The sequence below is a fragment of the Noviherbaspirillum humi genome, from assembly GCF_900188095.1.
GTDB lineage: Bacteria > Pseudomonadota > Gammaproteobacteria > Burkholderiales > Burkholderiaceae_D > Noviherbaspirillum > Noviherbaspirillum humi.
On record NZ_FZOT01000015.1, the window covers coordinates 1 to 22,708 of the forward strand.

Annotated in this window: 23 protein-coding genes; 14 read left to right on the forward strand and 9 right to left on the reverse strand. The window is 64.1% G+C overall.

The features are described from left to right. The 4 genes from CHB88_RS24725 to waaA form a co-directional block, all read left to right on the forward strand. Positions 1-129: hypothetical protein (locus CHB88_RS24725; protein ID WP_143131220.1), on the forward strand; the 129-nt coding region annotated here is incomplete at its 5' end. 50 nt (positions 130-179) lie between these two features. Further along, positions 180-1,160, forward strand: coding sequence for a lipopolysaccharide heptosyltransferase I (gene waaC, locus CHB88_RS18095; RefSeq protein ID WP_089400758.1), 981 nt, complete (start codon positions 180-182; stop codon positions 1,158-1,160). Positions 1,161-1,203: 43 nt separating this feature from the next. Continuing rightward, positions 1,204-2,073 (forward strand): Kdo hydroxylase KdoO, encoded by an 870-nt coding sequence (kdoO, locus tag CHB88_RS18100; RefSeq protein ID WP_089400759.1) that lies wholly within the window; start codon positions 1,204-1,206, stop codon positions 2,071-2,073. Further along, positions 2,073-3,344 carry a lipid IV(A) 3-deoxy-D-manno-octulosonic acid transferase gene (gene waaA, locus CHB88_RS18105; protein ID WP_089400760.1) on the forward strand — a complete coding sequence of 424 codons (1,272 nt, stop codon included), beginning with the start codon at positions 2,073-2,075 and terminating at the stop codon, positions 3,342-3,344. Before kdoO ends, waaA begins: the two co-directional genes overlap by 1 nt. 478 nt (positions 3,345-3,822) lie before the next feature. Here waaA and CHB88_RS18110 read toward each other — a convergent pair whose 3' ends face one another. Continuing rightward, a complete protein-coding gene (locus tag CHB88_RS18110) occupies positions 3,823-4,398 on the reverse strand; it encodes a class I SAM-dependent methyltransferase (protein ID WP_176442547.1) in 576 nt (191 codons plus the stop codon). Between the two features lie 584 nt (positions 4,399-4,982). On the opposite strand from CHB88_RS18110, the gene CHB88_RS18115 reads away from it, so the two are divergent. Then, positions 4,983-5,315 carry a CidA/LrgA family protein gene (locus CHB88_RS18115; RefSeq protein ID WP_089400762.1) on the forward strand — a complete coding sequence of 111 codons (333 nt, stop codon included), beginning with the start codon at positions 4,983-4,985 and terminating at the stop codon, positions 5,313-5,315. Next, positions 5,312-6,037, forward strand: a complete 726-nt coding sequence (locus CHB88_RS18120) for an LrgB family protein (protein ID WP_089400763.1) — start codon at positions 5,312-5,314, stop codon at positions 6,035-6,037. The genes CHB88_RS18115 and CHB88_RS18120 overlap by 4 nt, the downstream gene beginning before the upstream one ends. On the opposite strand, the gene CHB88_RS18125 is transcribed toward CHB88_RS18120, so the two are convergent. The 4 genes from CHB88_RS18125 to CHB88_RS18140 form a co-directional block, all read right to left on the reverse strand. After that, complete coding sequence (locus CHB88_RS18125) at positions 6,019-6,468, reverse strand: hypothetical protein (RefSeq protein ID WP_089400764.1); 450 nt, start codon at positions 6,466-6,468, stop codon at positions 6,019-6,021. The genes CHB88_RS18120 and CHB88_RS18125 overlap by 19 nt on opposite strands. Before the next feature lie 9 nt (positions 6,469-6,477). After that, on the reverse strand, positions 6,478-6,963 hold the full coding sequence (locus CHB88_RS18130; protein WP_089400765.1) for a glutathione peroxidase: 486 nt from the start codon (positions 6,961-6,963) through the stop codon (positions 6,478-6,480). Next, positions 6,960-8,096, reverse strand: a complete 1,137-nt coding sequence (locus tag CHB88_RS18135; protein ID WP_089400766.1) for a PilT/PilU family type 4a pilus ATPase — start codon at positions 8,094-8,096, stop codon at positions 6,960-6,962. Before CHB88_RS18135 ends, CHB88_RS18130 begins: the two co-directional genes overlap by 4 nt. An 89-nt stretch (positions 8,097-8,185) precedes the next feature. After that, positions 8,186-9,229, reverse strand: a complete 1,044-nt coding sequence (locus CHB88_RS18140) for a type IV pilus twitching motility protein PilT (RefSeq protein ID WP_089400767.1) — start codon at positions 9,227-9,229, stop codon at positions 8,186-8,188. 91 nt (positions 9,230-9,320) lie between these two features. On the opposite strand from CHB88_RS18140, the gene CHB88_RS18145 reads away from it, so the two are divergent. Together CHB88_RS18145 and proC are read left to right on the forward strand one after the other, a co-directional pair. Continuing rightward, positions 9,321-10,031: a YggS family pyridoxal phosphate-dependent enzyme gene (locus CHB88_RS18145; protein WP_089400768.1), complete on the forward strand. Its 711-nt coding sequence runs from the start codon at positions 9,321-9,323 to the stop codon at positions 10,029-10,031. A gap of 1 nt (position 10,032) precedes the next feature. Further along, on the forward strand, positions 10,033-10,845 hold the full coding sequence (gene proC, locus CHB88_RS18150; protein ID WP_245845059.1) for a pyrroline-5-carboxylate reductase: 813 nt from the start codon (positions 10,033-10,035) through the stop codon (positions 10,843-10,845). A 123-nt stretch (positions 10,846-10,968) separates the two neighbouring features. On the opposite strand, the gene CHB88_RS18155 is transcribed toward proC, so the two are convergent. Next, positions 10,969-11,334: an ElaB/YgaM/YqjD family protein gene (locus CHB88_RS18155; protein ID WP_089400770.1), complete on the reverse strand. Its 366-nt coding sequence runs from the start codon at positions 11,332-11,334 to the stop codon at positions 10,969-10,971. Positions 11,335-11,473: 139 nt separating this feature from the next. Continuing rightward, positions 11,474-12,328 carry a 4-hydroxybenzoate octaprenyltransferase gene (ubiA, locus tag CHB88_RS18160; protein ID WP_089400886.1) on the reverse strand — a complete coding sequence of 285 codons (855 nt, stop codon included), beginning with the start codon at positions 12,326-12,328 and terminating at the stop codon, positions 11,474-11,476. A gap of 163 nt (positions 12,329-12,491) precedes the next feature. On the opposite strand from ubiA, the gene ugpB reads away from it, so the two are divergent. The 4 genes from ugpB to CHB88_RS18180 all read left to right on the forward strand — a co-directional run bounded on the left by ugpB (position 12,492) and on the right by CHB88_RS18180 (position 16,935). Then, complete coding sequence (gene ugpB, locus CHB88_RS18165) at positions 12,492-13,802, forward strand: sn-glycerol-3-phosphate ABC transporter substrate-binding protein UgpB (RefSeq protein ID WP_089400771.1); 1,311 nt, start codon at positions 12,492-12,494, stop codon at positions 13,800-13,802. A gap of 66 nt (positions 13,803-13,868) precedes the next feature. After that, complete coding sequence (ugpA, locus tag CHB88_RS18170) at positions 13,869-14,753, forward strand: sn-glycerol-3-phosphate ABC transporter permease UgpA (RefSeq protein WP_089400772.1); 885 nt, start codon at positions 13,869-13,871, stop codon at positions 14,751-14,753. Positions 14,754-15,011: 258 nt separating this feature from the next. After that, the gene (gene ugpE / locus CHB88_RS18175) at positions 15,012-15,863 is read left to right on the forward strand and encodes a sn-glycerol-3-phosphate ABC transporter permease UgpE (protein ID WP_089400773.1); all 852 of its coding nucleotides are present in this window, start codon (positions 15,012-15,014) and stop codon (positions 15,861-15,863) included. 1 nt (position 15,864) lies between these two features. Continuing rightward, positions 15,865-16,935 carry a sn-glycerol-3-phosphate import ATP-binding protein UgpC gene (locus tag CHB88_RS18180; protein ID WP_089400774.1) on the forward strand — a complete coding sequence of 357 codons (1,071 nt, stop codon included), beginning with the start codon at positions 15,865-15,867 and terminating at the stop codon, positions 16,933-16,935. A gap of 22 nt (positions 16,936-16,957) precedes the next feature. On the opposite strand, the gene CHB88_RS18185 is transcribed toward CHB88_RS18180, so the two are convergent. Continuing rightward, positions 16,958-17,908, reverse strand: a complete 951-nt coding sequence (locus tag CHB88_RS18185; protein ID WP_089400775.1) for a hydrogen peroxide-inducible genes activator — start codon at positions 17,906-17,908, stop codon at positions 16,958-16,960. 168 nt (positions 17,909-18,076) lie between these two features. Further along, complete coding sequence (recG, locus tag CHB88_RS18190; RefSeq protein WP_089400776.1) at positions 18,077-20,224, reverse strand: ATP-dependent DNA helicase RecG; 2,148 nt, start codon at positions 20,222-20,224, stop codon at positions 18,077-18,079. Positions 20,225-20,383: 159 nt separating this feature from the next. On the opposite strand from recG, the gene queA reads away from it, so the two are divergent. Both queA and tgt read left to right on the forward strand, forming a co-directional pair. Then, entirely contained in the window at positions 20,384-21,403 is a 1,020-nt protein-coding gene (queA, locus tag CHB88_RS18195) for a tRNA preQ1(34) S-adenosylmethionine ribosyltransferase-isomerase QueA (RefSeq protein ID WP_089400777.1), read from the forward strand. Next, positions 21,403-22,530, forward strand: coding sequence for a tRNA guanosine(34) transglycosylase Tgt (tgt, locus tag CHB88_RS18200; RefSeq protein WP_089400778.1), 1,128 nt, complete (start codon positions 21,403-21,405; stop codon positions 22,528-22,530). The genes queA and tgt overlap by 1 nt, the downstream gene beginning before the upstream one ends. The last annotated feature ends 178 nt before the right edge of the window (positions 22,531-22,708 follow it).

Sequence of the window (22,708 nt, forward strand, 5' to 3'; positions counted from 1 at the left end):
CCGTCCAACACCACGCCGGTGGTGGTGATGCGCTTCGAAGGCGAGAACCAGCAGGCGCTGGACCGCATCCAGCAGGAGTTCAAGCAAGCCATTCTTGCCCTCAAGCCGGATGCGCAGTTCCCGTTCTGATTGCGGCAGCATGCGGCCCCCCATCGCTACTCGACCGCAGTGATGACGCAGTGAAGATTCTGATCGTCCGTGTGTCATCGCTCGGCGATGTGGTGCATAACATGCCGATGGTGACCGACATCCTGCGTCACCATCCCGGCGCCCGCATCGATTGGGTGGTGGAAGAAGCCTATGTCAACCTGGTGCGGCTGCATCCGGGCGTGGGCGACATCATCCCGATCGCCTTGCGGCGCTGGCGCAAGAGCCTGCTCTCGGCTGGCACGCGGGAGGAGCTTCATGCCTTCCGCCGCCGCCTGCGTGAACGGGAGTACGACTTCGTGTTCGATACCCAGGGACTGTTCAAGACCGCCGCCGTGATGCGCATGGCGCGCCTGGCGCCGGGCGGGCGCCGCGTCGGCCTCGCCAATGCCACCGAGGGCTCCGGCTACGAAGCCATCTCCCGCATCTTCCACACGATGAGCGTGCCGGTCGGACGCCGTACCCATGCGGTGCAGCGGGCGCGCGAGGTGGCCGCGGCCGCGCTCGGCTATCGCGCCGACTCGCCGGCAGACTTCGGCCTGCAGCCCCCGCCAGTCAAAGACCCGGCCTGGCTGCCAACGCAGCCGTATGCCGCCTTCTTCCATGCCACCGCCCGCGCCGCCAAGCGCTGGGACCCGGCGCATTGGGTCCGGATCGCCGAGCTGCTAAACCAGCGCGGCATGTCGGTGCTGCTGCCCTGGGGCAGCGAGGCCGAGCGGCGCGATGCGGAACAGCTTGCCGCCGGCATGCGCAATGCCACCGTGCTGCCGAAGCTGCCGATGATGGAGGCGGTGCTGCTGGCGCAGCGGGCGTCGCTGGCGGTCGGGGTCGATACCGGCCTGACCCATATCGCCGCCGCGTACAACCGGCCGACGGTGGAAATCTATGGCGATTCACCGCGCTGGAAGACCGAGGGCAACTGGTCGCCGAACATCATCAACCTCGGCGACGAGGGCGCGCCGCCATCCGCCCAGGCGGTAGGCGATGCGGTGCTGACGCTGCTCGGCCGGTAGCGCAGGCTGCTTGTCCGGCCGCCCGATGCGGCATAATCCCGCCATGGAACAGCAAATCATCGACATTCCCGTTGCCGACTGGCACATCGACAACCCGCGTGAAGACTGGATCGCTGCCCTTGAAGCGGGCAAGGTACTTTATTTCCCGAATTTGAAATTCACTTTGCAGGGGAATGAAGCCAGCCTGCTCACGCCGGCAATGCGCGATCCGAAGTCACGCAACGTCAGCCTCGATCAGCACGGTGTGCTCAAGGGCGCGGCCGGCAGCGCTGCGCAGCAGCAGGCGCTGGCCGCCATGGTCGGCCGCTTCCGGCAGCAGGCGCAGCTGCTGGTGCATTCGCTGCTGCCGCGCTATGCCGGCGTGCTGCGGCTGGCGCCGACCAGCTTCCGGCCGATGCAGGTGGAGTCCCGCGCCCAGTCCTGGCGCGCCGACGACCGTCGCCTGCATGTGGATGCGTTTCCTTCCCGGCCGAATTACGGCGAACGCATCCTGCGGGTGTTCACCAATCTCAATCCGGATGGCGTGCCGCGGGTATGGCGCGTCGGCGAACCCTTCGAAGACATGGCCAAGCGATTTCTGCCCCGCGCCAAGCCGTATTCGCGCTGGCAGGCGAAGGCGCTGCAGGCGCTGCACGTGACCAAGTCGCTGCGCAGCGAGTACGACCACCTGATGCTGCAGCTGCATGACGGCATGAAAAGCGACATGGCCTACCAGCAGTCCGCGCCCCAGGTCACCATGCCGTTTCCCTCCGGCTCCACCTGGGTCTGCTTTTCCGACCAGACCTCGCATGCAGTCATGTCCGGACAGTACATGATGGAGCAGACCCTGCACCTCCCGGCGGCGCGCCAGTACAACCCCGACGCCAGCCCGCTCGGCATCCTGACCCGCCTGGCCGGGCATGCGCTGACCTGATGCGCCTGCTGTATTCGTTCGCCTGGTGGCTGGCGCTGCCGCTGGTGCTGCTGCGGCTGTGGCGGCGCGGCGCCAGGGAGCCGGGCTATCGCCAGCATCTCGTGGAACGGTTCGGCTTCTATCGCGAGCCGGTCGGCGCCTATCCCTGGGTCTGGCTGCATGCGGTCTCCGTCGGCGAGACCCGCGCCGCCGAGCCGCTCATCGATGCGCTGCTGGCGGCATTGCCCGGCCATCGCATCCTGCTCACCCACATGACGCCCACCGGCCGCGCCACGGGCGCCGCGCTGTTCGGCAAGCATGGCGCGCGCGTGCGGCAATGCTATCTGCCTTACGACACCGGCTGGATGACCGGCCGCTTCCTGTGCCATTTCCGGCCGCGGCTCGGCATCCTGATGGAAACCGAAGTCTGGCCCAACCTGGTGTCGCAATGCCGCACGCGGGCCGTGCCGCTGGCGCTGGTGAACGCCCGGCTGTCGGCGCGCTCGCTCGCCAAGGGGCAGCGCTTCGCGGGCTTGATGGGCGAGGCCGCCGCCGGCCTGACCGCCGTCCTGGCCCAGACCGAGGCCGATGCGCGGCGTCTGGCGCAGCTCGGCGCGCGCAATGTGCATGTGACCGGCAGCATCAAGTTCGACATCACCCCGCCGCCCGCCATGCTGGAGCGGGGGGCGGAATTGCGGGCGCGCTTCGGCGCGCGGCCGGTGCTGCTGTGCGCCAGCACCCGGGAAGGGGAGGAGGAGGCCATTCTCGACGCCTTCGCCGCCGCCGGCATGGCGCAGGCAGTGCTGCTGCTGGTGCCGCGCCATCCGCAGCGCTTCGATGAGGTGGCGCGCATGGTAACAGCACGCGGCCTCGGCCTGGCACGCCGCTCCACGCTCGGCAACGGGGCACTCGATGGCGCGGTGCACGTCGTGCTCGGCGATTCCATGGGCGAGATGTTCGCCTACTATGCCGCCTGCGACGTTGCCTTCATCGGCGGCAGCCTGCTGCCGCTCGGCGGCCAGAACCTGATCGAAGCCTGCGCCGTCGGCAAGCCGGTGCTGATCGGACCGCATACCTTCAATTTCGCCGCCGTGAGCGAGGATGCGGTGGTGGCCGGCGCGGCCCTGCGCGTGGCTGATGCGTCCGCCATGCTTGAAGAGGCGCGCCGCCTGCTGGACGATGCAGCGGTGCGCGATGAAATGGGCCGCCATGCCATCGCCTTCGCCCGCCAGCATCGCGGCGCCACCGAGCGCACCATGGCGCAGTTGCTGCCGCTGATTAAGGCCACCTGAAGTAATCAATCTAATTGAAGAAATCCCTAGTCAACCAAAGGGATGGGCATTGGCTTCACTTGGAATTTCAGGCATGCGAAACGATAAGGAGATAGCGCCAAAAGCAAGGGAATAATGAAGAGGAGTAGATACAGCGGCGAGCAAATTGCATACAACTGGAGCAAGCATTTTGCCCATATTATGGGAACTGGTTAAGATTGTTAGAGCCGCATGGAATCAAGAAGAGAGGAGCACTCGGCGACCTGCAGCGATACTTGCCTGACTCCACCAGGCAGCGCCGGCATCAACCTAGAGTGATGAGCCGGTGCCGCGATCGGCAATGCATTGCAGGTCGATGGAGAACTAGCTCAAGGTCTTTTGACAGAATTTCTGTAGCTTGTAACCAGAGGCGCAGCAGTGGCTAAAGGGGATTGCCCGCATCGAAAGTCGCTGGCTCTCTATTTGCAATGCAGGTGTCCTTCGTCTCCTTTTCGGCGGCTTAATATTGAGGCGGCGCTATACCGTCAGTCTTTCGGTAAATTCTCTGGTAACTGTCGCTGATAAGTTCAAGCCTGTTAAGTGCGCCATAAGCTTGGTGAAAAAAGTCGACTGCAGGTTTAGGGTACATAACGGTTTTGTCGCCGCCCTGATAATCATCGAAAATCATCAAACCACCGACCTTCAACAATTCAAAACCTAGAACCGCATCATGAATGACAGCAGCAGAAGTATGCTCGCCGTCGATGTAAACCAAGTCAAATTCGCGATCTGGCAATGACCTCATTAATTGGGATTTGCCCTTCATTACCGACACACGCTCGCTATATGGCGCTACGTTATTTTTAAACCGCTTGAATGTGTCTTCTGATGCATCATTTGTAAATGCCCAAGGGTCGATGACAGTCAATCGAAGGGCAGGAAAATTTTGGAGTAACCAAACACTCGACCGCCCTTCAAAAGCTCCAACCTCAAGGACTTTAGGGCTTGGTAATGATCGCAAATGGGGACTTATCACTTGTTCCCACGTTGGAATATTGTGAGAAAACCAATCTGTTGTGAAGGACGGTTGCTGCATGTCGGATGACTCCATATATTGTTTCTAAACTTGGCCGGCCCGATTCTAGCAGATGGCTGTCATTGCCTAGAGCGTGTTATGGACTGAAGAAAAGACAGGATTCCGATGGCTGCCATGAAACCGAGAAAGTCCTATGCCAACGACCAATGTGTTGGCGAGCGGGTTATTGTCCCGCCGTACTTGAACCTACTTGCTTTGAGTACTGCCAAGAAAGAATATTTGCTGTACAAAGTGTTCAATGTCTTGAGCTGGAGCGCACGAAGCGGTACCTCTTGGCGTCCGATACCGCATGGAGCGTCCGTTCTCTACGCAACCCACCGCCGGTTCAAAACCTGCTGTTTTGAGGCCATACCCATAATAGTCACCAGGCGTTAACCTTGGCCGCGCAGCGGTGCCATACGTTTTCTGGATCAATGTTCGTTGCAATTGACGTTGGCAAGCGGCAATTGAGATGTCTGCGACCGCGTCAATTGATAGAAAGAGTCCAAAGTCCATCTCGCAGTAATAATGTGAGAAGCCTAATATTACGCATGCCGTTCGGCACCCAGTATGATGGAAGTCCTTCATCATCGCCGGGAGCCGAGATGATACGCACCCTCACCATCCTGCTGGTTTTCCAGACCCTGGGCGAAAGCCTCGCCTACCTGCTGCAGCTGCCGATCCCCGGCCCGGTGATCGGCATGGTGCTGCTGTTCGGCTGCCTGCTGGCGCGGCGCGGCATGGCGGCCGATCTCGCGCCGGTTTCCCTCGAACTGCTGAAGCATTTGTCGCTGCTGTTCGTGCCGGCGGGCGTCGGCATCATGGTGCATGCGCAGCGGGTGGCGGCGGAGTGGCTGCCCATCCTGGCGGCGCTGGTGGCCAGCACGGCGGTGTCCATCGTCGTCACCGCCCTGGTGGTGAAGGGTCTGCAGAAATGACGCCGCGCCTGAACGAGATCTGGGTCTACCTCTCCGCCACGCCGCTGCTCGGCCTCACCGCCACCCTGATCGCCTACCAGCTGGCCTATGCCTTGTATGCCCGCACCCGCTTCCATCCGCTGGCCAACCCGGTGGCGATTTCCATCGCCCTGCTGGTGGCGGTGCTGACGCTCACCGGCACGCCTTACCGCACCTATTTCGACGGCGCCCAGTTCGTGCACTTCCTGCTCGGACCGGCCACCGTGGCCCTGGCCATTCCGCTCTACCAGCAATGGGACAAGCTGAAGCGCAACTGGCTGGCGCTGCTGGCCGGCACGCTGATTGGCAGCACGGCGGCCATCGTTACCGCCACCTCGCTCGCCTGGCTGCTCGGCGCCTCGCCGGCGACCATCCTGTCGATCGCGCCGAAGTCGGTCACCACCCCCATCGCCATGGGCATCGCCGAAAAGACCGGCGGGCTGCCCTCGCTGACGGCGGTGCTGGTGATCGCCACCGGCATCCTCGGCGCGGTGATGGCGCGCGGCATCCTGAACCTGATGAAGATCGAAGACCATGCGGTGCGCGGTTTCGCCCTCGGCGTGACCTCGCATGGCATCGGCACCGCGCGGGCGTTTCAGGTGAGCGAGGAGATGGGCGCGTTTTCCGGCCTGGCGATGGGATTGTCGGGGGTGCTGACGGCGGTGCTGCTGCCGCTGGCGCTGCGCTATCTGGTGCCGGTTTGAGAGTCGATATTTGCGTTGTCCGCTGCCCCTATCCGTCGCAGTGTCAGGCGATAAGATCGCCAGAATTTCCACCCGGCCGGAGCCACGCTCAGTGTGTAGGACAAACCGTCGTGATAGACGAGCCGCAAACTATTTTCTCCAGCCGGCGCGTGCGAATGAAGAATAAAGGTTTCATAAGGGTAGATGAGCGCGCGCGATGCCAATAGCTTGTAGTCCGGTCCAAGAAGCAAGAAATCGTTTGATTCCTCGAATGGGCAATCCTGTGACACGATCAACAGGAAGCCTTGCTTGCAGCGGTACTGCGCCTCGATTACATAACCGGGAACGGTTGCGCCGGTATCGATCCCGTCGCGGAACAGCCGCGTGCGCCTGGGCCGCTGTTCGTTAGGTCCGGGGTGCTGCTCAAGCGAGAAAGCGGAGATTGCTTCCATCTGTCCCGACTATTCGTCGAGCAGCTTTTCGATATCCGTCTTCATCTCCGCCGGCGTGGTATTGGGCGCATAGCGGTTGCGTACCTTGCCGTCCTTGCCGACCAGGAACTTGGTGAAGTTCCACTTGATCGCCTGGGTGCCGAGCACGCCCGGCGCCTCCGACTTCAGGTAGCGGTAGAGCGGATGGGCATGATCGCCGTTGACCTCGATCTTGGCGAACATCGGGAAGGTGACGCCGTAATTCCTCTCGCAGAAGGCGCCGATCTCGGCTTCGCTGCCCGGTTCCTGGAGGCCAAACTGGTTGCAGGGAAAGCCCAGCACTTCCAGCCCGCGCTCCCGGTAATGCTTGTACAGGTCTTCCAGTCCCTGGTACTGCGGCGTGAAGCCGCACTTGCTGGCGGTGTTCACCACCAGCAGCACCTTGCCGCGATAGCTGTCCAGGCGGACCTCCTCGCCGGTGAGGGCAGGAGCGGAAAACGCGTAGACCGTGTTCATATGATTCCCAGATGTTCGGTGCCCTTGCTCAGGTCGCGATCCTTGGATTCCTTGCCGTGCAGTTTGATCGCGAGCCTCAGGTCGTTGACGGAGTCTGCGTTGCGCAGCGCGTCTTCATAGGTAATCCTACCAGCTTCGTAGAGATCGAACAGCGCCTGGTCGAAAGTCTGCATGCCCAGTTCGCGCGACTTCTTCATGATCTCCTTGATCTCGTGCACATGGCCCTTGAAGATCAGGTCGGCGATCAGCGGCGAGTTCAGCATGATTTCCACCGCGGCGCAGCGGCCCCGGGTGTCGCGCAGCGGAATCAGGCGCTGCGAGATCATCCCCTTGAGGTTGAGCGACAGGTCCATCAGCAGCTGCTGGCGCCGCTCCTCCGGGAAGAAGTTGATGATGCGGTCCAGCGCCTGGTTGGCGCTGTTGGCGTGCATGGTCGCCAGGCACAGGTGGCCGGTCTCGGCGAAAGCCACTGCATAGTCCATGGTCTCGCGGTCGCGGATTTCGCCGATCAGGATCACGTCCGGCGCCTGGCGCAGCGTGTTCTTCAGCGCGATCCCCCAGTCCTGCGTGTCGACGCCCACCTCGCGCTGGGTGATGATGCAATTCTTGTGCGGATGCACGTACTCCACCGGATCCTCGATGGTGATGATGTGGCCGTAGCTGTTCTCGTTGCGGTAGCCGATCATGCCGGCGAGGGTGGTGGACTTGCCGGAGCCGGTGGCGCCGACCATGATCACCAGGCCGCGCTTGGTCATGGCGACTTCCTTCAGCACTTCCGGCACGCCGAGGTTTTCCAGCTTCGGGATCTCGGTGGTGATGGTCCGCAGCACCATCGCGACCCGGCCCTGCTGCACGAAGGCGGAAACGCGGAAGCGGCCGAGACCGCCCGGGCTGATGGCGAAGTTGCACTCCTTGGTCGCTTCGAACTCCGCCGCCTGCTTGTCGTTCATGATGGCGCGCGCCAGTTCCACCGTGTGGCTGGCGGTGAGCGGCTGGCTCGATACCGGCGTCATCTTGCCGTCGACCTTGAAGGCCGGCGGAAAGTCGGCGGTGATGAAGAGGTCGGAGCCGTTCCTGCTGAGCATGAGGCGCAGCAGGTCATGCATGAACTTGGTGGCCTGATCGCGTTCCATAATCGTTTTCCTTTGGCGTTATTCCACCTCGCGGCGTGCAAGCCGCTCGGATACACACGGCGCAAAGCATGCTTTGCGAAACCCCGTGTTCATCCGGGGAAGTTTTCCGGGGTCTTGGCGGCGGCGCGCGCGGTGCCTGCCGAAATCACGTTGCGGCGCACCAGGTCGGTCAGGTTCTGGTCCAGCGTCTGCATGCCGAGGTTGCTGCCGGTCTGGATGGCGGAGTACATCTGCGCCACCTTGCCTTCGCGGATCAGGTTTCGGATGGCCGGCGTGCCGAGCATGATCTCGTGCGCGGCGACGCGGCCGGAACCATCCTTGGTCTTGAGCAGGGTCTGCGAGACCACCGCTTGCAGCGATTCCGACAGCATGGCGCGCACCATCTCCTTTTCCTCCGCAGGAAAGACGTCGATGATGCGGTCCATGGTCTTGGCCGCCGACGAGGTATGCAGGGTGCCGAACACCAGGTGGCCGGTCTCGGCCGCCGTCAGCGCCAGGCGGATGGTTTCGAGGTCGCGCAGTTCGCCCACCAGGATGGCGTCCGGGTCTTCCCGCAGCGCCGAGCGCAGCGCGTTGTTGAAGGACATGGTGTGCGGGCCGACCTCGCGCTGGTTGATCAGCGACTTCTTCGACTCGTGCACGAACTCGATCGGGTCTTCCACCGTGAGGATGTGGGCGTACTCGTTGTCGTTCAGATGGTTGATCATCGCCGCCAGGGTGGTCGACTTGCCGGAGCCGGTGGGGCCGGTGACCAGCACCAAACCGCGCGGCTTCAAGGCCAGGTCGGCGAAAATCTTCGGCGCGTTCAGCTGCTCCAGCGTCAGCACCTTGGAGGGGATGGTCCGCAGCACCGCCGCGGCGCCCCTGTCCTGGTTGAAGGCGTTCACCCGGAAGCGCGACAGGCCGGGAATGGCAAAGGAGAAGTCGCACTCCAGCACCTCCTCATACACCTTGCGCTGGCCGTCATTCATGATGTCATAGATCATCGAATGCACTTCGGCATGGTCCAGCGGCGGCAGATTGATGCGACGCACGTCGCCATGCACCCGGATCATCGGCGGCAGGCCGGCGGAGAGGTGGAGGTCGGAAGCCTTGTTCTTGACGGCGAAGGCGAGTAATTCGGAAATGTCCATACAGGCTCTATAATCCTGGGCTGGCTGAATGTCATGCAATGAATGCAACACTGCGGCCGAGCCGAAAAGTGTTGCCCGAGGAAAACCCATTATGTCTCCAGTGTCCCAGAACTTGCAAGCCGTGCGCCGGCGCATTGCCGCTGCCGCCGAGGCGGTGTCGCGCGAGCCGCACAGCGTTGCGCTCCTGGCAGTGTCCAAGACCTTCGGACCGGAGGCAGTCGCGGAAGCGGCGGCGGCGGGACAACTCGCCTTCGGCGAAAACTACCTGCAGGAAGCGCTGGACAAGATGGATGCGGTGACTTCGCTGCTGCCTGCATCGCGTCCCAAACTCGAGTGGCATTTCATCGGCCCGATTCAAAGCAACAAGACGCGTCCGATCGCCGAGCGCTTCGACTGGGTGCATTCGGTGGACAGAGAGAAGATCGCGCGGCGCTTGTCCGAGCAACGGCCGCAAGGCGCGCCGCCGCTCGACATCTGCCTGCAGGTGAACATCAGCGAGGAAGCCAGCAAGAGCGGCATGCCGGCGGAGGAGGCGCTGCCGCTGGCGCGCGCCGTGTCGACGCTGCCGAACCTGAGGCTGCGCGGCCTGATGGCCATTCCCGAGCCGACCGACGACGTGGCGCGCCAGCGCCGCGAATTCGCCCGCCTGCGTGAACTGATGGAAGCGATACGCCATGCCGGCATCCCGATGGATACCCTGTCCATGGGCATGTCGGCCGACCTGGAAGCGGCAGTCGCCGAAGGCGCTACCATCGTGCGCATCGGCACCGCCATCTTTGGAAAACGAGACTATGCAAAGTGAAATGAAAATCGGATTCGTCGGCGGCGGCAACATGGCCAACGCCCTCATCGGTGGCCTCGCCGGCAAGCTGACGGCGGCAAAGAACATTCATGTGATCGATCCGAATGAGGAGGCGCTGCAGAAGCTGGCGCAGGCCTTCGGCGTGACCACCGCGCTGCAGGCCGGCGAGGCGCTGCGCGCTTGCGACGTGATCGTGCTGGCGGTCAAGCCGCAGCAGATGAAGGATGTGGTGCAGAACCTGAAGCCCTTCATCGCCGCGCAGCTGATCCTGTCGATCGCCGCCGGCATCCGCGCCGTCGACCTCTCCCGCTGGCTCGGCGGTCATGGCGCCATCGTGCGCACCATGCCCAATACGCCGGCACTGATCGGCAAGGGCATCACCGGCATGGTGGCGCTGCCGGGCGTATCCGCTGCCCAGCGCGATGCCGCCGACGCCATCCTGCGCGCCGTCGGCGCCACCGTCTGGCTCGACGATGAAAGCCTGATCGATCCGGTCACCGCCATGTCGGGCAGCGGCCCGGCCTATGTGTTCTATTTCATCGAGGCGATGCAGAAGGCCGGTGCGGAGATGGGGCTGACGGCGGAGCAGGCCAACCAGCTCGCCATCGCCACCTTCACCGGCGCGGCCGAACTCGCAGCGCGCTCCACCGAACCGGTCTCCCTGCTGCGCGAGCGGGTGACCTCCAAGGGCGGCACCACGCATGCCGCGCTGACCAGCATGGAAGCTTCCGGCGTGAGCGATGCCATCGTCAAGGCGCTGAAGGCGGCGGCGGCGCGTGGCAAGGAGCTGGGCGAGGAATTCGGCCGGGATTGATGGCCGACCGGCCGCCGTTCCGCCTTTGCTCCCGTGCGGAGCGGCAAAGAAAAAGCCGGTTCATCGAACCGGCTTTTTCATTTTCAGCGAAGGGCCTTCGTCGCGGAAGACCCCTTGGAAAGCTTACTTGCGGCCGCCGCCGAGCAGCATGCCGAGCACCAGGCCGGCGACGGCGCCGATGCCCACGGCCTGCCAGGGATTGGACTGCACATAGCGGTCGGCCTGGTCCATCATCTGCTGCGCATTCTCGCGCGCCTGCTGCTGCATGGTATCGAAGTTCTCGCGTGCGCTCTGCATGGTGGAGTCGAAGCGGGCGCGGGCCTGCTCGTAGCCGGCGTTCATTTGCTCGGTGGCATTCTTCATCATGTTCTGAGCGTCGTTCATGACGTTCTTCATGTTGTCGCTCATCTGATCGCGGCCGTTGCCGGCGGCAGTGGCGCCGGCCGATCCTGCGGTTCCGGCGGTGGATGCGTTGTCATTGGTGTCCATATGAGCCCCTCGTGTGTTGGGTTAGTGTGGTTGCTTTGATAATACAAGCTTTACCGAGTGTAAGGGGGAAGGGCAAGGGCACTTTGCGCGGTATCAAACGCGCCTGCCGCAAGAACCGGGCCTGCAACGGTGCAGAGGGTCAGCGCAGCGCATAGTCCATCGCCACGCCGGCGAAGATGGCAGCACCGAGCCAGTTGTTGTGGCGAAAGGCGGCGAAGCAGCGCATGCGATCGCGGTCGCGGATCAAGGTGTAGTGATACAGCGCGCACAGCGTCGCCACCGCCATGCCGGCGACGAACCACAGGCCGAGGCCGTACTGCCGGCCCACCGCGATGATGATGGCGAAGGCGACGGCATAGCACAGCATCACCGCCATCACATCGAAGCGGCCGAAGGTGATGGCGGAGGTCTTGATGCCTATCTTGAGGTCGTCGTCGCGGTCCACCATCGCGTATTCGGTGTCGTAGGCAACCGCCCAGAAGATGTTGGCCAGCAGCAGCATCCAGGCTGCCGGCGGCACCGTGTCCAGCACGGCGGCGAAGGCCATCGGGATGCCGAAGCCGAAGGCGATGCCGAGGTAAGCCTGAGGGATGGCGAAGAAGCGCTTGAAATAGGGATAGCTGCCGGCAATCAGCACCGCGGCTACCGACAATTCCTTGGTCAGCGCATTGAGCGGCAGGATCAGCGCCAGCGACACCAGCGCCAGCGTCGCCGCCACCGTCACCGCTTCCCATGCCTGAATCTTGCCGCTGGTCAGCGGGCGCTGCGCGGTGCGCTTGACGTGGCGGTCGAAGTCGCGGTCGGCGTAATCGTTGATGGCGCAGCCGGCGGAACGCATCAGGATGGTGCCGAGGGTGAAGATCACCACATGGCGCCAGTCGGGATGGCCGTCGGCGGCAAGCCAGAGGGCGGTGAGGGTAGGCCAGAGCAGGAGCAGGATGCCGATGGGCTTGTCGAGGCGGACCAGCTGGATGTAGAGACGGAGACGATTCATGGTCATGCGGTGGGTGTGCGACCCGATAAAAATCAAACCGGGCGAATTATCCTACTGAAATACTTGTCATCAAGGCTTAATGGCTGCTGCATAATATGGCAACTTCGGCTGCTGCGGCGGATGGCGGCCATGAAATTACCAAGAGAACGACAAGGAGACAGTCATGCGACATTCCCTGAAAACGCTCGCGGCGGCCTGCCTGCTGGCCGGCGCCGCCGGTTCGGCCCACGCCGTCACCGACATCACCTGGTGGCACGCCATGACCGGCGCGCTCGGCGACCGGGTCGCCAGCCTCGCCGACCAGTTCAACAAGAGCCAGTCCGACTACCGCGTCACCACGGTTTACAAGGGCAGCTACGATGAAGCGATGGCGGCCGCCATTGCCGCCTTCCGCGCCGGCAACGCGCCGCACATCCTGCAGGTGTTCGAGGTCGGCACCGCCACCATGATGTACGCCAAGGGCGCCATCATTCCGGTCACCGAAGTGATGAAGCAGGGCGGCGAGAAGTTCGATCCGGCGGCCTACGTGCCGGCCGTGGCGGGCTACTACACCTCGCCCAAGGGCGACATCATGTCCCTGCCCTTCAACAGCTCCACCACCGTCTTCTACTACAACAAGGATGCCTTCGCCAAGGCCGGCATCGATCCCAACAAGCCGCCGGTGACCTGGCAGGACTTCGTTTCCATCGCTGCCAAGCTCAAGGCCAGCGGCGAGAAATGCCCCTACACCACCGGCTGGCAATCCTGGGTTCACCTGGAAAGCTTCTCGGCCTGGCACAACGTCGAGTTCGCCTCCAAGGGCAACGGCTTCGGCGGCCTCGACGCGCGCCTGAAGTTCAACAGCCCGCTGCACGTCAAGCACATCGAGAACCTGTCCAACTGGGCCAAGCAGGGCTACTTCGTCTACGGCGGCCGCAAGAACGAGCCGGAAGCCAAGTTCTATTCGGGCGAGTGCGCCATGCTGACCTCGTCCAGCTCGGCCTACGCCAACATCAGCAAGAACGCCAAGTTCAAATTCGCCGTCTCCACCCTGCCTTACTACAACGACGTTGCGGGCGCGCCGCAGAACACCATCATCGGCGGCGCCTCGCTGTGGGTGATGAGCGGCAAGAAGCAGGACGAGTACAAGGGCGTGGCGCGCTTCTTCAAGTTCCTGTCGCAGCCGGAAGTGCAGGCCAAGTGGCATCAGGAGACCGGCTATCTGCCGATCACCACCGCCGCCTATGAGCTCACCAAGAAGTCCGGCTTCTACGAGAAATCGCCGGGACCGGAAATTTCGGTGCAGCAGATGATCAACAAGACCACCACCAAGTCGCGCGGCATCCGTCTCGGCAATTTCGTGCAGATTCGCACCGTGGTCGACGAGGAGCTGGAAGGCGTGTGGAACGGCAAGAAGACCGCCAAGGAAGCGCTTGATGCGGCGGTGAAGCGCGGAGACGACCTGCTGGCGCGCTTCGAAAAAGCCAACAAGTAAGCCGCCGGCTTTTTCTTTCCTCGAACCGCCCGGTCTCGGCCGGGCGGTTCCTTGACTGCGCATCTCATGGAAAAACGCGTCCGCTTCAAATCCGCCTGGCTGCCCTATGCGCTGGTGGCGCCGCAAATCATCATCACCCTGCTGTTCTTCTTCTGGCCGGCGGCGCAGGCGCTGTACCAGTCGGTGCTGGTGCAGGATTCCTTCGGCACGTCTTCGCAGTTCGTCTGGTTCGACAATTTCCGCGACCTGTTCCAGGACGGCAGCTATCTCGAATCCTTCACCACCACCGCCAAGTTCTCGGTGCTGGTGGCGGTGCTCGGGCTGTCCTTGTCGCTCGTTCTGGCAGCCTTCGCCGACCGGGTGACCCGGGGCGCCGCCCTCTACAAGACCTTCCTGATCTGGCCCTATGCGGTATCGCCGGTCGTGGTGGGCGTGATCTGGATGTTCCTGCTCAGCCCGACGCTCGGCATTCTGAGCCATGCGCTGCGCGCCATCGGCATCGAGTGGAACAACCTGCTCAACGGCCGCCACGCGATGATCCTGATCGTCATGGCGGCGGTATGGAAGCAGATCAGCTACAACTTCCTGTTCTTCCTTGCCGGCCTGCAGGCGATCCCGAAATCGCTGATCGAAGCCGCCGCCATCGACGGCGCCGGGCCCGTTCGGCGCTTCTTCTCCATCGTCTTCCCGCTGCTGTCGCCCACCACCTTCTTCCTGCTGGTGGTGAACATCGTCTACGCCTTCTTCGATACCTTCGCCATCATCGAGGCCACCACCCAGGGCGGGCCGGGCAAGGATACGGAGATCCTGGTGTACAAGGTGTTCCACGACGGCTTCCGCGGCGGCGACCTCGGCAGCTCGGCGGCGCAGTCGGTGGTGCTGATGGCGATCGTCGTGACGCTGACGGTGGTGCAGTTCAAGTATGTGGAAAAGAAGGTGCAGTATTCATGAGCATCGATTTTGAAGCGACTAAGTGCATGCTGGAGAAACCCATCCCTACCTACGTCAGCGCGGTAACGCGCTGCCGGCTTCGCAGGCGCGGAGCGGCGCTCCGCGAAATCCCTGCTTTTCCACGGTTGCGCTTGCAAGCGCACCCGGCTACGCAGGCGCGACGCATGCGTCGCGAAACCCCTGCTACGCCCCCAACCCTCGCATTGAAAGGTAGGGCTAAAAGGAAATTTGAAAGTAAAGACATCGCTATGCTGCATCATGATTGAACGCCGCCCCATCCTCGACTTCATCAGCCACCTCGTGCTGATCCTCGGCGTGGCCATCGTCGCCTTTCCGATCTATGTCGCCTTCGTTGCCAGCACGCAGACGGCGGAGCAGGCGTCTGCGTCGCCGATTTCGCTCATTCCTGGCACCGAGCTCCTGGCCAACTACAGCGCCGCCGTGGTTCAGGGCGCATCCGGCAATGTCGCCGTGCCGCCGGTGGCGCGCATGATGTGGGTCAGCCTGGTGTCGGCGCTGATGATCGCCGTCGGCAAGATCGCCATCTCCATGCTGTCGGCCTTCGCCATCGTGTATTTCCGCTTTCCCGGCCGCAGTCTTTTCTTCTGGATGATCTTCGTCACCCTGATGCTGCCGGTGGAGGTGCGCATCACGCCGACCTACCAGGTGGTCTCGAATCTGCACATGCTCAACTCGTATGCCGGACTGGCGGTGCCGCTGATCGCCTCGGCCACCGCCACCTTCCTGTTCCGGCAGTTCTTCCTCACCGTGCCGGACGAGCTGGCCGAGGCGGCGCGCATCGACGGCGCCGGGCCGCTGCGCTTTTTCAAGGATGTGCTGTGGCCGCTGTCGCAGACCAACATCCTGGCGCTGTTCGTCATCATGTTCATCTATGGCTGGAACCAGTATCTATGGCCGCTGCTGGTGGCGACCGAGCAGGACATGTATCCGATCGGCATCGGCATCAAGCGCCTGATCGCCGGCGGCGACGCGGCGGTGGAATGGAACATGGTGATGGCCACGCTGATCCTGGCCATGCTGCCGCCGGGACTGGTGGTGGTCATCATGCAGAAGTGGTTTGTAAAAGGATTGGTCGATTCAGAGAAATGACATGGCAAACGTCCACTTGAACAACATTACCAAGACCTATGGCAAGGGAGCCAAGGCGGTGGAAGTCATCCACGGCATTTCCATTGACATCGCCGATGGCGAGTTCATCGTCATGGTGGGGCCGTCGGGCTGCGGCAAGTCCACTTTGCTGCGCATGGTGGCCGGGCTGGAGGAAGTGACCGGCGGCGAGATCGCGATCGGCGCGCGGGTGGTGAACGATCTGGAGCCGAAGGACCGCGACATCGCCATGGTGTTCCAGAACTACGCGCTGTATCCGCACATGAGCGTGTACGAGAACATGGCCTACGGCCTGAAGATTCGGCGCTTCGCCAAGCAGGATATCGACGCCCGGGTGCAGAAGGCGGCGCAGATCCTGGAACTGGGCGCGCTGCTGCAGCGCACGCCGCGCCAGCTCTCCGGCGGCCAGCGCCAGCGGGTGGCGATGGGGCGCGCCATCGTGCGCGAGCCGGCGGTCTTCCTGTTCGACGAACCGCTCTCCAACCTCGATGCCAAGCTGCGGGTGCAGATGCGGCTGGAGATCCAGAAGATGCACCGCGCCCTCGGCACCACCAGCCTGTACGTGACCCACGACCAGGTGGAGGCGATGACCCTCGGGCAGCGCATGATCGTGATGAACGCCGGGCGGGCGGAGCAGATCGGCACGCCGGCGGAGGTCTACGGCCGCCCGGCCACCACCTTCGTCGCCAGCTTCATCGGTTCGCCGCCGATGAACCTGCTGCACGGACGGGTGGCCAACCATGGGGACAGCATGCGGCTCGGCGATGTCGATGCGCCCCTGCCGGCATCGGCGTCACGGCATGCCGGCGAGGACCGCATCCTTGGCGTGCGCCCGGAACATCTGGTGCTGGGAGACGCCGGCCTGCCGATGCGGGTGGAGATGGTGGAAGCGCTCGGCGCCGACCTGCTGGTGCATGCCGAAGCCGGCGGCCAGTCGCTGGTGATCCGGGCGCCGGCGCATGCCCGCGTGCAGGCGGGCGAAAACGTGCGCGCCAGCTTTGATGCAAGCGCGATGCACTGGTTCGACCCGCAGACCAGCCGGCGCATCGATTAAATGCTGGAAAGAGCGGAGGCTGTCAGGCCGCTTCCGCCGTCTCCGCCTCGCGCAGCATCTGCACGCCATGCAGGCCGGACGACAGCACCGCATCGCGCACCGCCTCGATCGCCGGCCGGCGCGTGAAGCTCTTGCGCCAGGCGATGACCACCCGTCGCGACGGTGCCGGATCGGTGAACGGAATGTAACGCAGCATGCCGTCATGAGCGGCGGCATCCGGCACCGACGCCTGTGGCAGGATGGTGATGCCGATGCCGGACGCCACCATGTGGCGGATGGTTTCCAGCGAGGAGCCTTCGAAGGTGCGGGCGATGCCGTCGCCGCTGGTGGAGAAGCGCGACATCTCGGGGCAGACCTCCAGCACCTGGTCGCGGAAGCAATGGCCGTTGCCGAGCAGCAGCATGGTTTCCGACTTCAGCTCGTCGGCGTTGATCGCCTTGCGGTCGGCCCAGGGATGGTTGCGCGGCACGGCCACCATGAAGGGCTCGTCGTACAGCGGCTGCACCACCAGCCCCTGGTCGGCGAAAGGCAGGGCCATGATGGCCGCATCCAGTTCGCCCTGGCGCAGCAGTTCGATCAGCTTGGCGGTGAAGTTCTCCTGCAGCACCAGCGGCATTTGCGGCACCTTGTCGATCATGATGCGCACCAGGGGCGGCAGCAGGTAGGGCGCCACGGTGTAGATGATGCCCAGCCGCAGCGGACCGGCGAGCGGATCCTTGTTCTGCTTGGCGATTTCCTTGATGGCCGCGGTCTGCTCCAGCACGCGCTCGGCCTGGGCCACGATCTGGGCGCCGAGCGGCGTGACCGACACCTCGGTGCCGCCGCGCTCGAAGATCGTCACGCCCAGCTCTTCCTCCAGCTTCTTGATCGCCACCGACAGCGTCGGCTGGGCGACGAAGCACGCTTCCGCCGCATGGCCGAAGTGCTTCTCGCGGGCGACGGCGACGATGTACTTGAGTTCGGTAAGAGTCATACGCTTGAACCGTTAAGTGGGCCATGGAAGTAGGCCATGGAGAAAAGGCGCTTCCTGCTAGGCAAGGGGGATTGCCGCACTGCGGCATGAATCACAGTATATATAAATCGGCAAGGCCTGATTGACAGGATTTTCGATCGGTCGAGGCTTGCCCGGTGCAAGCCGGCATCATGCCTTGAGGAACTCCTCGCGGCCGCCCAGCCAGCGCGTCAGATGCGCTTCCACCGTCGCCAAGTCTTCCTGCAGCAGGCGCTGGGCGGCATCGCGCGCCGCGTCCACCAGCCACTGGTCGGTCTGCAGATCGGCGAAGCGCAGCATGGCCTGGCCCGACTGCCGCGCGCCGAGGAATTCGCCCGGACCGCGGATTTCCAGGTCGCGCCGGGCGATCTCGAAGCCGTCGTTGGTTTCGCGCATGGTGGCCAGCCGCTGCTTGGCCACCGGTCCCAACGGCGCCTGGTACAGCAGCAGGCAGACGCTGGCGGCGGCGCCCCGGCCGACGCGGCCGCGCAGCTGGTGCAGCTGCGACAGGCCGAAGCGCTCCGCATGCTCGATCACCATCAGCGAGGCATTCGGCACGTCGACGCCGACCTCGATCACCGTCGTCGCCACCAGCACATGGATCTCGCCGCGGGAGAAGCCATCCATCACCACCTGCTTCTCCGCCGGCTTCATGCGGCCGTGCACCAGGCCCACCCGCAAGTCGGGCAGGGCGGCGGCCAGCATGTCGTGGGTCTCGGTCGCGGTCTGCAGCTGCAGGACTTCCGATTCCTCGATCAGCGGGCAGACCCAGTACACCTGGCGTCCTTCCAGCGCCGCCGCATGCACGCGGGCGATCACCTCGTCGCGCCGGTTCTGGTCGATGATGCGGGTGACGATGGGCGTTCGCCCCGGCGGCAGCTCGTCGATCACCGACACTTCCAGGTCGGCGTAATAGGTCATCGCCAGGGTGCGCGGGATGGGCGTGGCCGACATCATCAGCTGGTGCGGCACGGTGGCGGTATCCGCCTCGCCGATGGCAGCATCGGCGGCATCCATGCCCTTGTTGCGCAGCGCCAGCCGCTGGCCGACGCCGAAGCGGTGCTGCTCGTCGACGATCACCAGGCCGAGGCGGGCGAAGTCCACGCCTTCCTGGATCAGCGCATGAGTGCCGACGATCAGGCGCGCATAGCCGGAGGCGATGTCGGCCAGGGCTTCGTTCTTTTCCTTCTTCTTCAGGCTGCCGGTGAGCCAGGCCACGCGCACGCCGAGCGGCTCCAGCCAGGAAGCGATCTTGCGGAAATGCTGCTCCGCCAGGATCTCGGTGGGCGCCATCAGCGCCGCCTGGTAGCCGCTGTCGATGGCCTGGGCGGCGGCCATGGCCGCCACCACCGTCTTGCCGCTGCCGACGTCGCCCTGCAGCAGGCGCTGCATCGGGTAAGACGCGCGCAGGTCGGCGCGGATCTCCTCGAGCACCCGCTGCTGGGCCCCGGTCAGCTGGAACGGCAGGGCCTGCAGCAGGGCGGCGGACAGCTCGCCCACCACCGGCAGCGCCGGCGCCCCGCGCGAGCGCCGCGCCTGCTGCGCCCGCTTCATCGACAGCTGCTGCGCCAGCAGTTCATCGAACTTGACCCGGGTCCAGGCCGGATGGCTGCGCTCCATCAGGGCGTTCTCGTCCGCGTCCGGCGGCGGATTGTGCAGCAGCTTCACCGAGCTCTCGAACGGCGCCAGCCCGAGCTGTTCGCGCAGGTCGGCCGGCAGGGTGTCGCGCCAGTCGACGCGCGACAAGGCCGAGGCGATCGCCTTGCGCAGATAGGCCTGGGGCAGACCTTCGCCGGACGGATAGACCGGCGTCAGCGCGGTGGGCAGGGCTTCGCCTTCCTCCACCGCCTTGTAGACCGGGTGCACCATCTCGGCGCCGAAGAAGCCATGCCGCACTTCGCCGCGGGCGCGGATGCGCTTGCCCTCGGCCAGCTGCTTCTGCTGGCTGCCGTAGAAGTTCAGGAAGCGCATCACCAGCTGGCCGGAATCGTCGACCAGGGTCGCCACCAGCTGTCGGCGCGGCCGGTACTGCACTTCGCAGCTGGTGATCACCCCTTCCACCTGCACCGGCGCGCCGGTCATGAAGCCCGCTTCCGCGATCGGCACGATGCGGGTTTCGTCCTCGTAGCGCATGGGCAGGTGCAGCACCAGGTCCATGTTGCTCTTCAGGCCCAGCTTTTCCAGCTTGGCCTGGCCAGTGCTTTTTTTGGCGGCCGGCTTGGCGGGCTTGTCGGTCTTGGCGTCTGCGGCCGTGATTTCGGCGGTGGCGGCGGGCTTGGTCTTCTTGGGCGCTGGCATGGCGGGCCGTAAAAAGTCGGCAGGGCGTAAAATAGCGGGTTTGAATAAAAATCGGCACGCGGCGCGGGCCAGTCGTCAGTCAGCCTCCATTTTACCGGCTTGCCGAGCGGTCAAGCATGGCCTGCCGGAGCGACGCGCCGCCGCCTTGTCATACTCGCCATGTACTCTCTTTCCGACTTCGATTTCTACCTGCCTTCCGAACTGATCGCGCAGACGCCGCTGGCGGAGCGCAGCGCCTCGCGCCTGCTGCAGGTGCAGGGGAACGCGCTCGCCGACCGTCACTTCGCCGACATCGTCGACCTGCTGCAGCCGGGCGACCTGCTGGTGTTCAACGACACCCGGGTGCTGAAGGCGCGCTTCTTCGGCGCCAAGGCCAGCGGCGGCAAGGTCGAGGTGCTGGTCGAGCGCATTCTCGACAGCCGCACCGTGCATGCGCAGGTGCGCGCCTCGAAGACGCCCGGCCCCGGCACCACCCTGCGCCTGGCGGATGCCTTCGACGTCACCGTCGGCGAGCGCGCCGGCGAATTCTTCACGCTTGCCTTCCCGGGCGACGTGTTCGAGCTGATCGACCGCCACGGCCGCCTGCCGCTGCCGCCCTATATCGAGCATGATGCCGACGAGTTCGACGAGCGCCGTTATCAAACCGTCTATGCCCGCGAGCCGGGCGCCGTGGCGGCGCCCACCGCCGGACTGCATTTCGACGAGGCGCTGCTGGACAAGCTGCGCGCTCGGGGCGTCAACCTCGCCTTCGTCACCCTGCATGTCGGCGCCGGCACCTTCCAGCCGGTGCGGGTGGAAAACCTGGCCGAGCACAAGATGCACAGCGAGTGGTACACGATTTCCCGGGAGACGGTGGATGCGGTGCGGGCGGCGCGGACCGCCGGCCGCGACGTGATCGCCGTCGGCACCACCAGCCTGCGCGCGCTGGAATCCGCCTCGCGCGGCGGCGAGCTGCAGCCCGGCAGCGACGACACCAATCTGTTCATCACCCCCGGCTACACTTTCCGCACCGTGACCCGGCTGATCACCAATTTCCACCTGCCCAAGTCGACCCTGATGATGCTGGTGTCGGCCTTCGCCGGCTACGATGAAATCCGCCGCGCCTACGCCCATGCGATCGCGCAGCGCTACCGTTTCTTCAGCTATGGCGACGCCATGCTGCTCACCCGGAATTCCTGATGCTCCAATACCAACTCCTGAAGACCGACGGCAAGGCTCGCCGCGGCCGCCTCACCCTCAACCACGGCACCATCGAGACGCCGATCTTCATGCCGGTCGGCACCTACGGCTCGGTCAAGGCGATGTCGCCGCAGGACCTGAACGACATCGATGCCCAGATCATCCTCGGCAATACCTTCCACCTGTGGCTGCGCCCGGGGCTGGAGGTGGTGGCCAAGTTCGGCGGGCTGCACCGCTTCATCGGCTGGGACAAGCCCATCCTCACCGATTCCGGTGGCTTCCAGGTGTTCTCCCTGGGCGAGATGCGCAAGATCAGCGAGGAAGGCGTGAAGTTCGCCTCGCCCATCAACGGCGACAAGCTGTTCCTCTCGCCCGAGATCTCGATGCAGATCCAGCGCGTGCTCAATTCCGACATCGTGATGCAGTTCGACGAATGCACGCCCTACGAGATCGGCGGCCGTCCCGCCACCCGCGACGAAGCCGGACAGTCGATGCGCATGTCGCTGCGCTGGGCCAGGCGCTCGAAGAACGAATTCGAGCGGGAGCTGAACCCGAATGCGCTGTTCGGCATCGTCCAGGGCGGCATGTTCGAGGACCTGCGCGATGAATCCCTGGCCGGGCTGGAAGAGGTCGGCTTCCATGGCCTGGCCATCGGCGGGCTGTCGGTCGGCGAGCCGAAGGAAGACATGATGCGCATCCTGGAGCATGTCGGGCCGAAGCTGCACGCCGACAAGCCGCATTACCTGATGGGCGTCGGCACGCCGGAAGACCTGGTGGCCGGCGTGGCCAATGGTGTCGACATGTTCGACTGCGTGATGCCCACCCGTAACGCCCGCAACGGCTGGATCTTCACCCGCTTCGGCGACATCAAGATCAAGAACGCGCGCTACAAGGACGACGACAAGCCGCTTGACGAGACCTGCTCCTGCTACGCCTGCCGGAATTTCTCACGCGCCTACTTGTTTCATTTGCATCGGGCCGGCGAAATCCTCGGCGCCCGGCTCAATACCATCCACAACCTGCACTATTACCTGCAGCTCATGCAGGAAATGCGGGACGCGATCGACGCCGGCACCTTCCAGGCCTTCGTCGTCCGCTTCAAGGCCGACCGCGCACGCGGCGTGTAAGTTTGCCAACCCGGCAGCGGCCCGCTTCCCGCTGGAAACGGCAGAGGGCAGGGCGCCGGTTGCCCGGCACATGCCTGCCGATTCTCGCTGCCACACCCCGATGCTAGAATGCCGGGTTGATTCCTATAACTAACCGGAGAAATACGTGTTCATTTCCAACGCCTACGCGCAAGCCGCA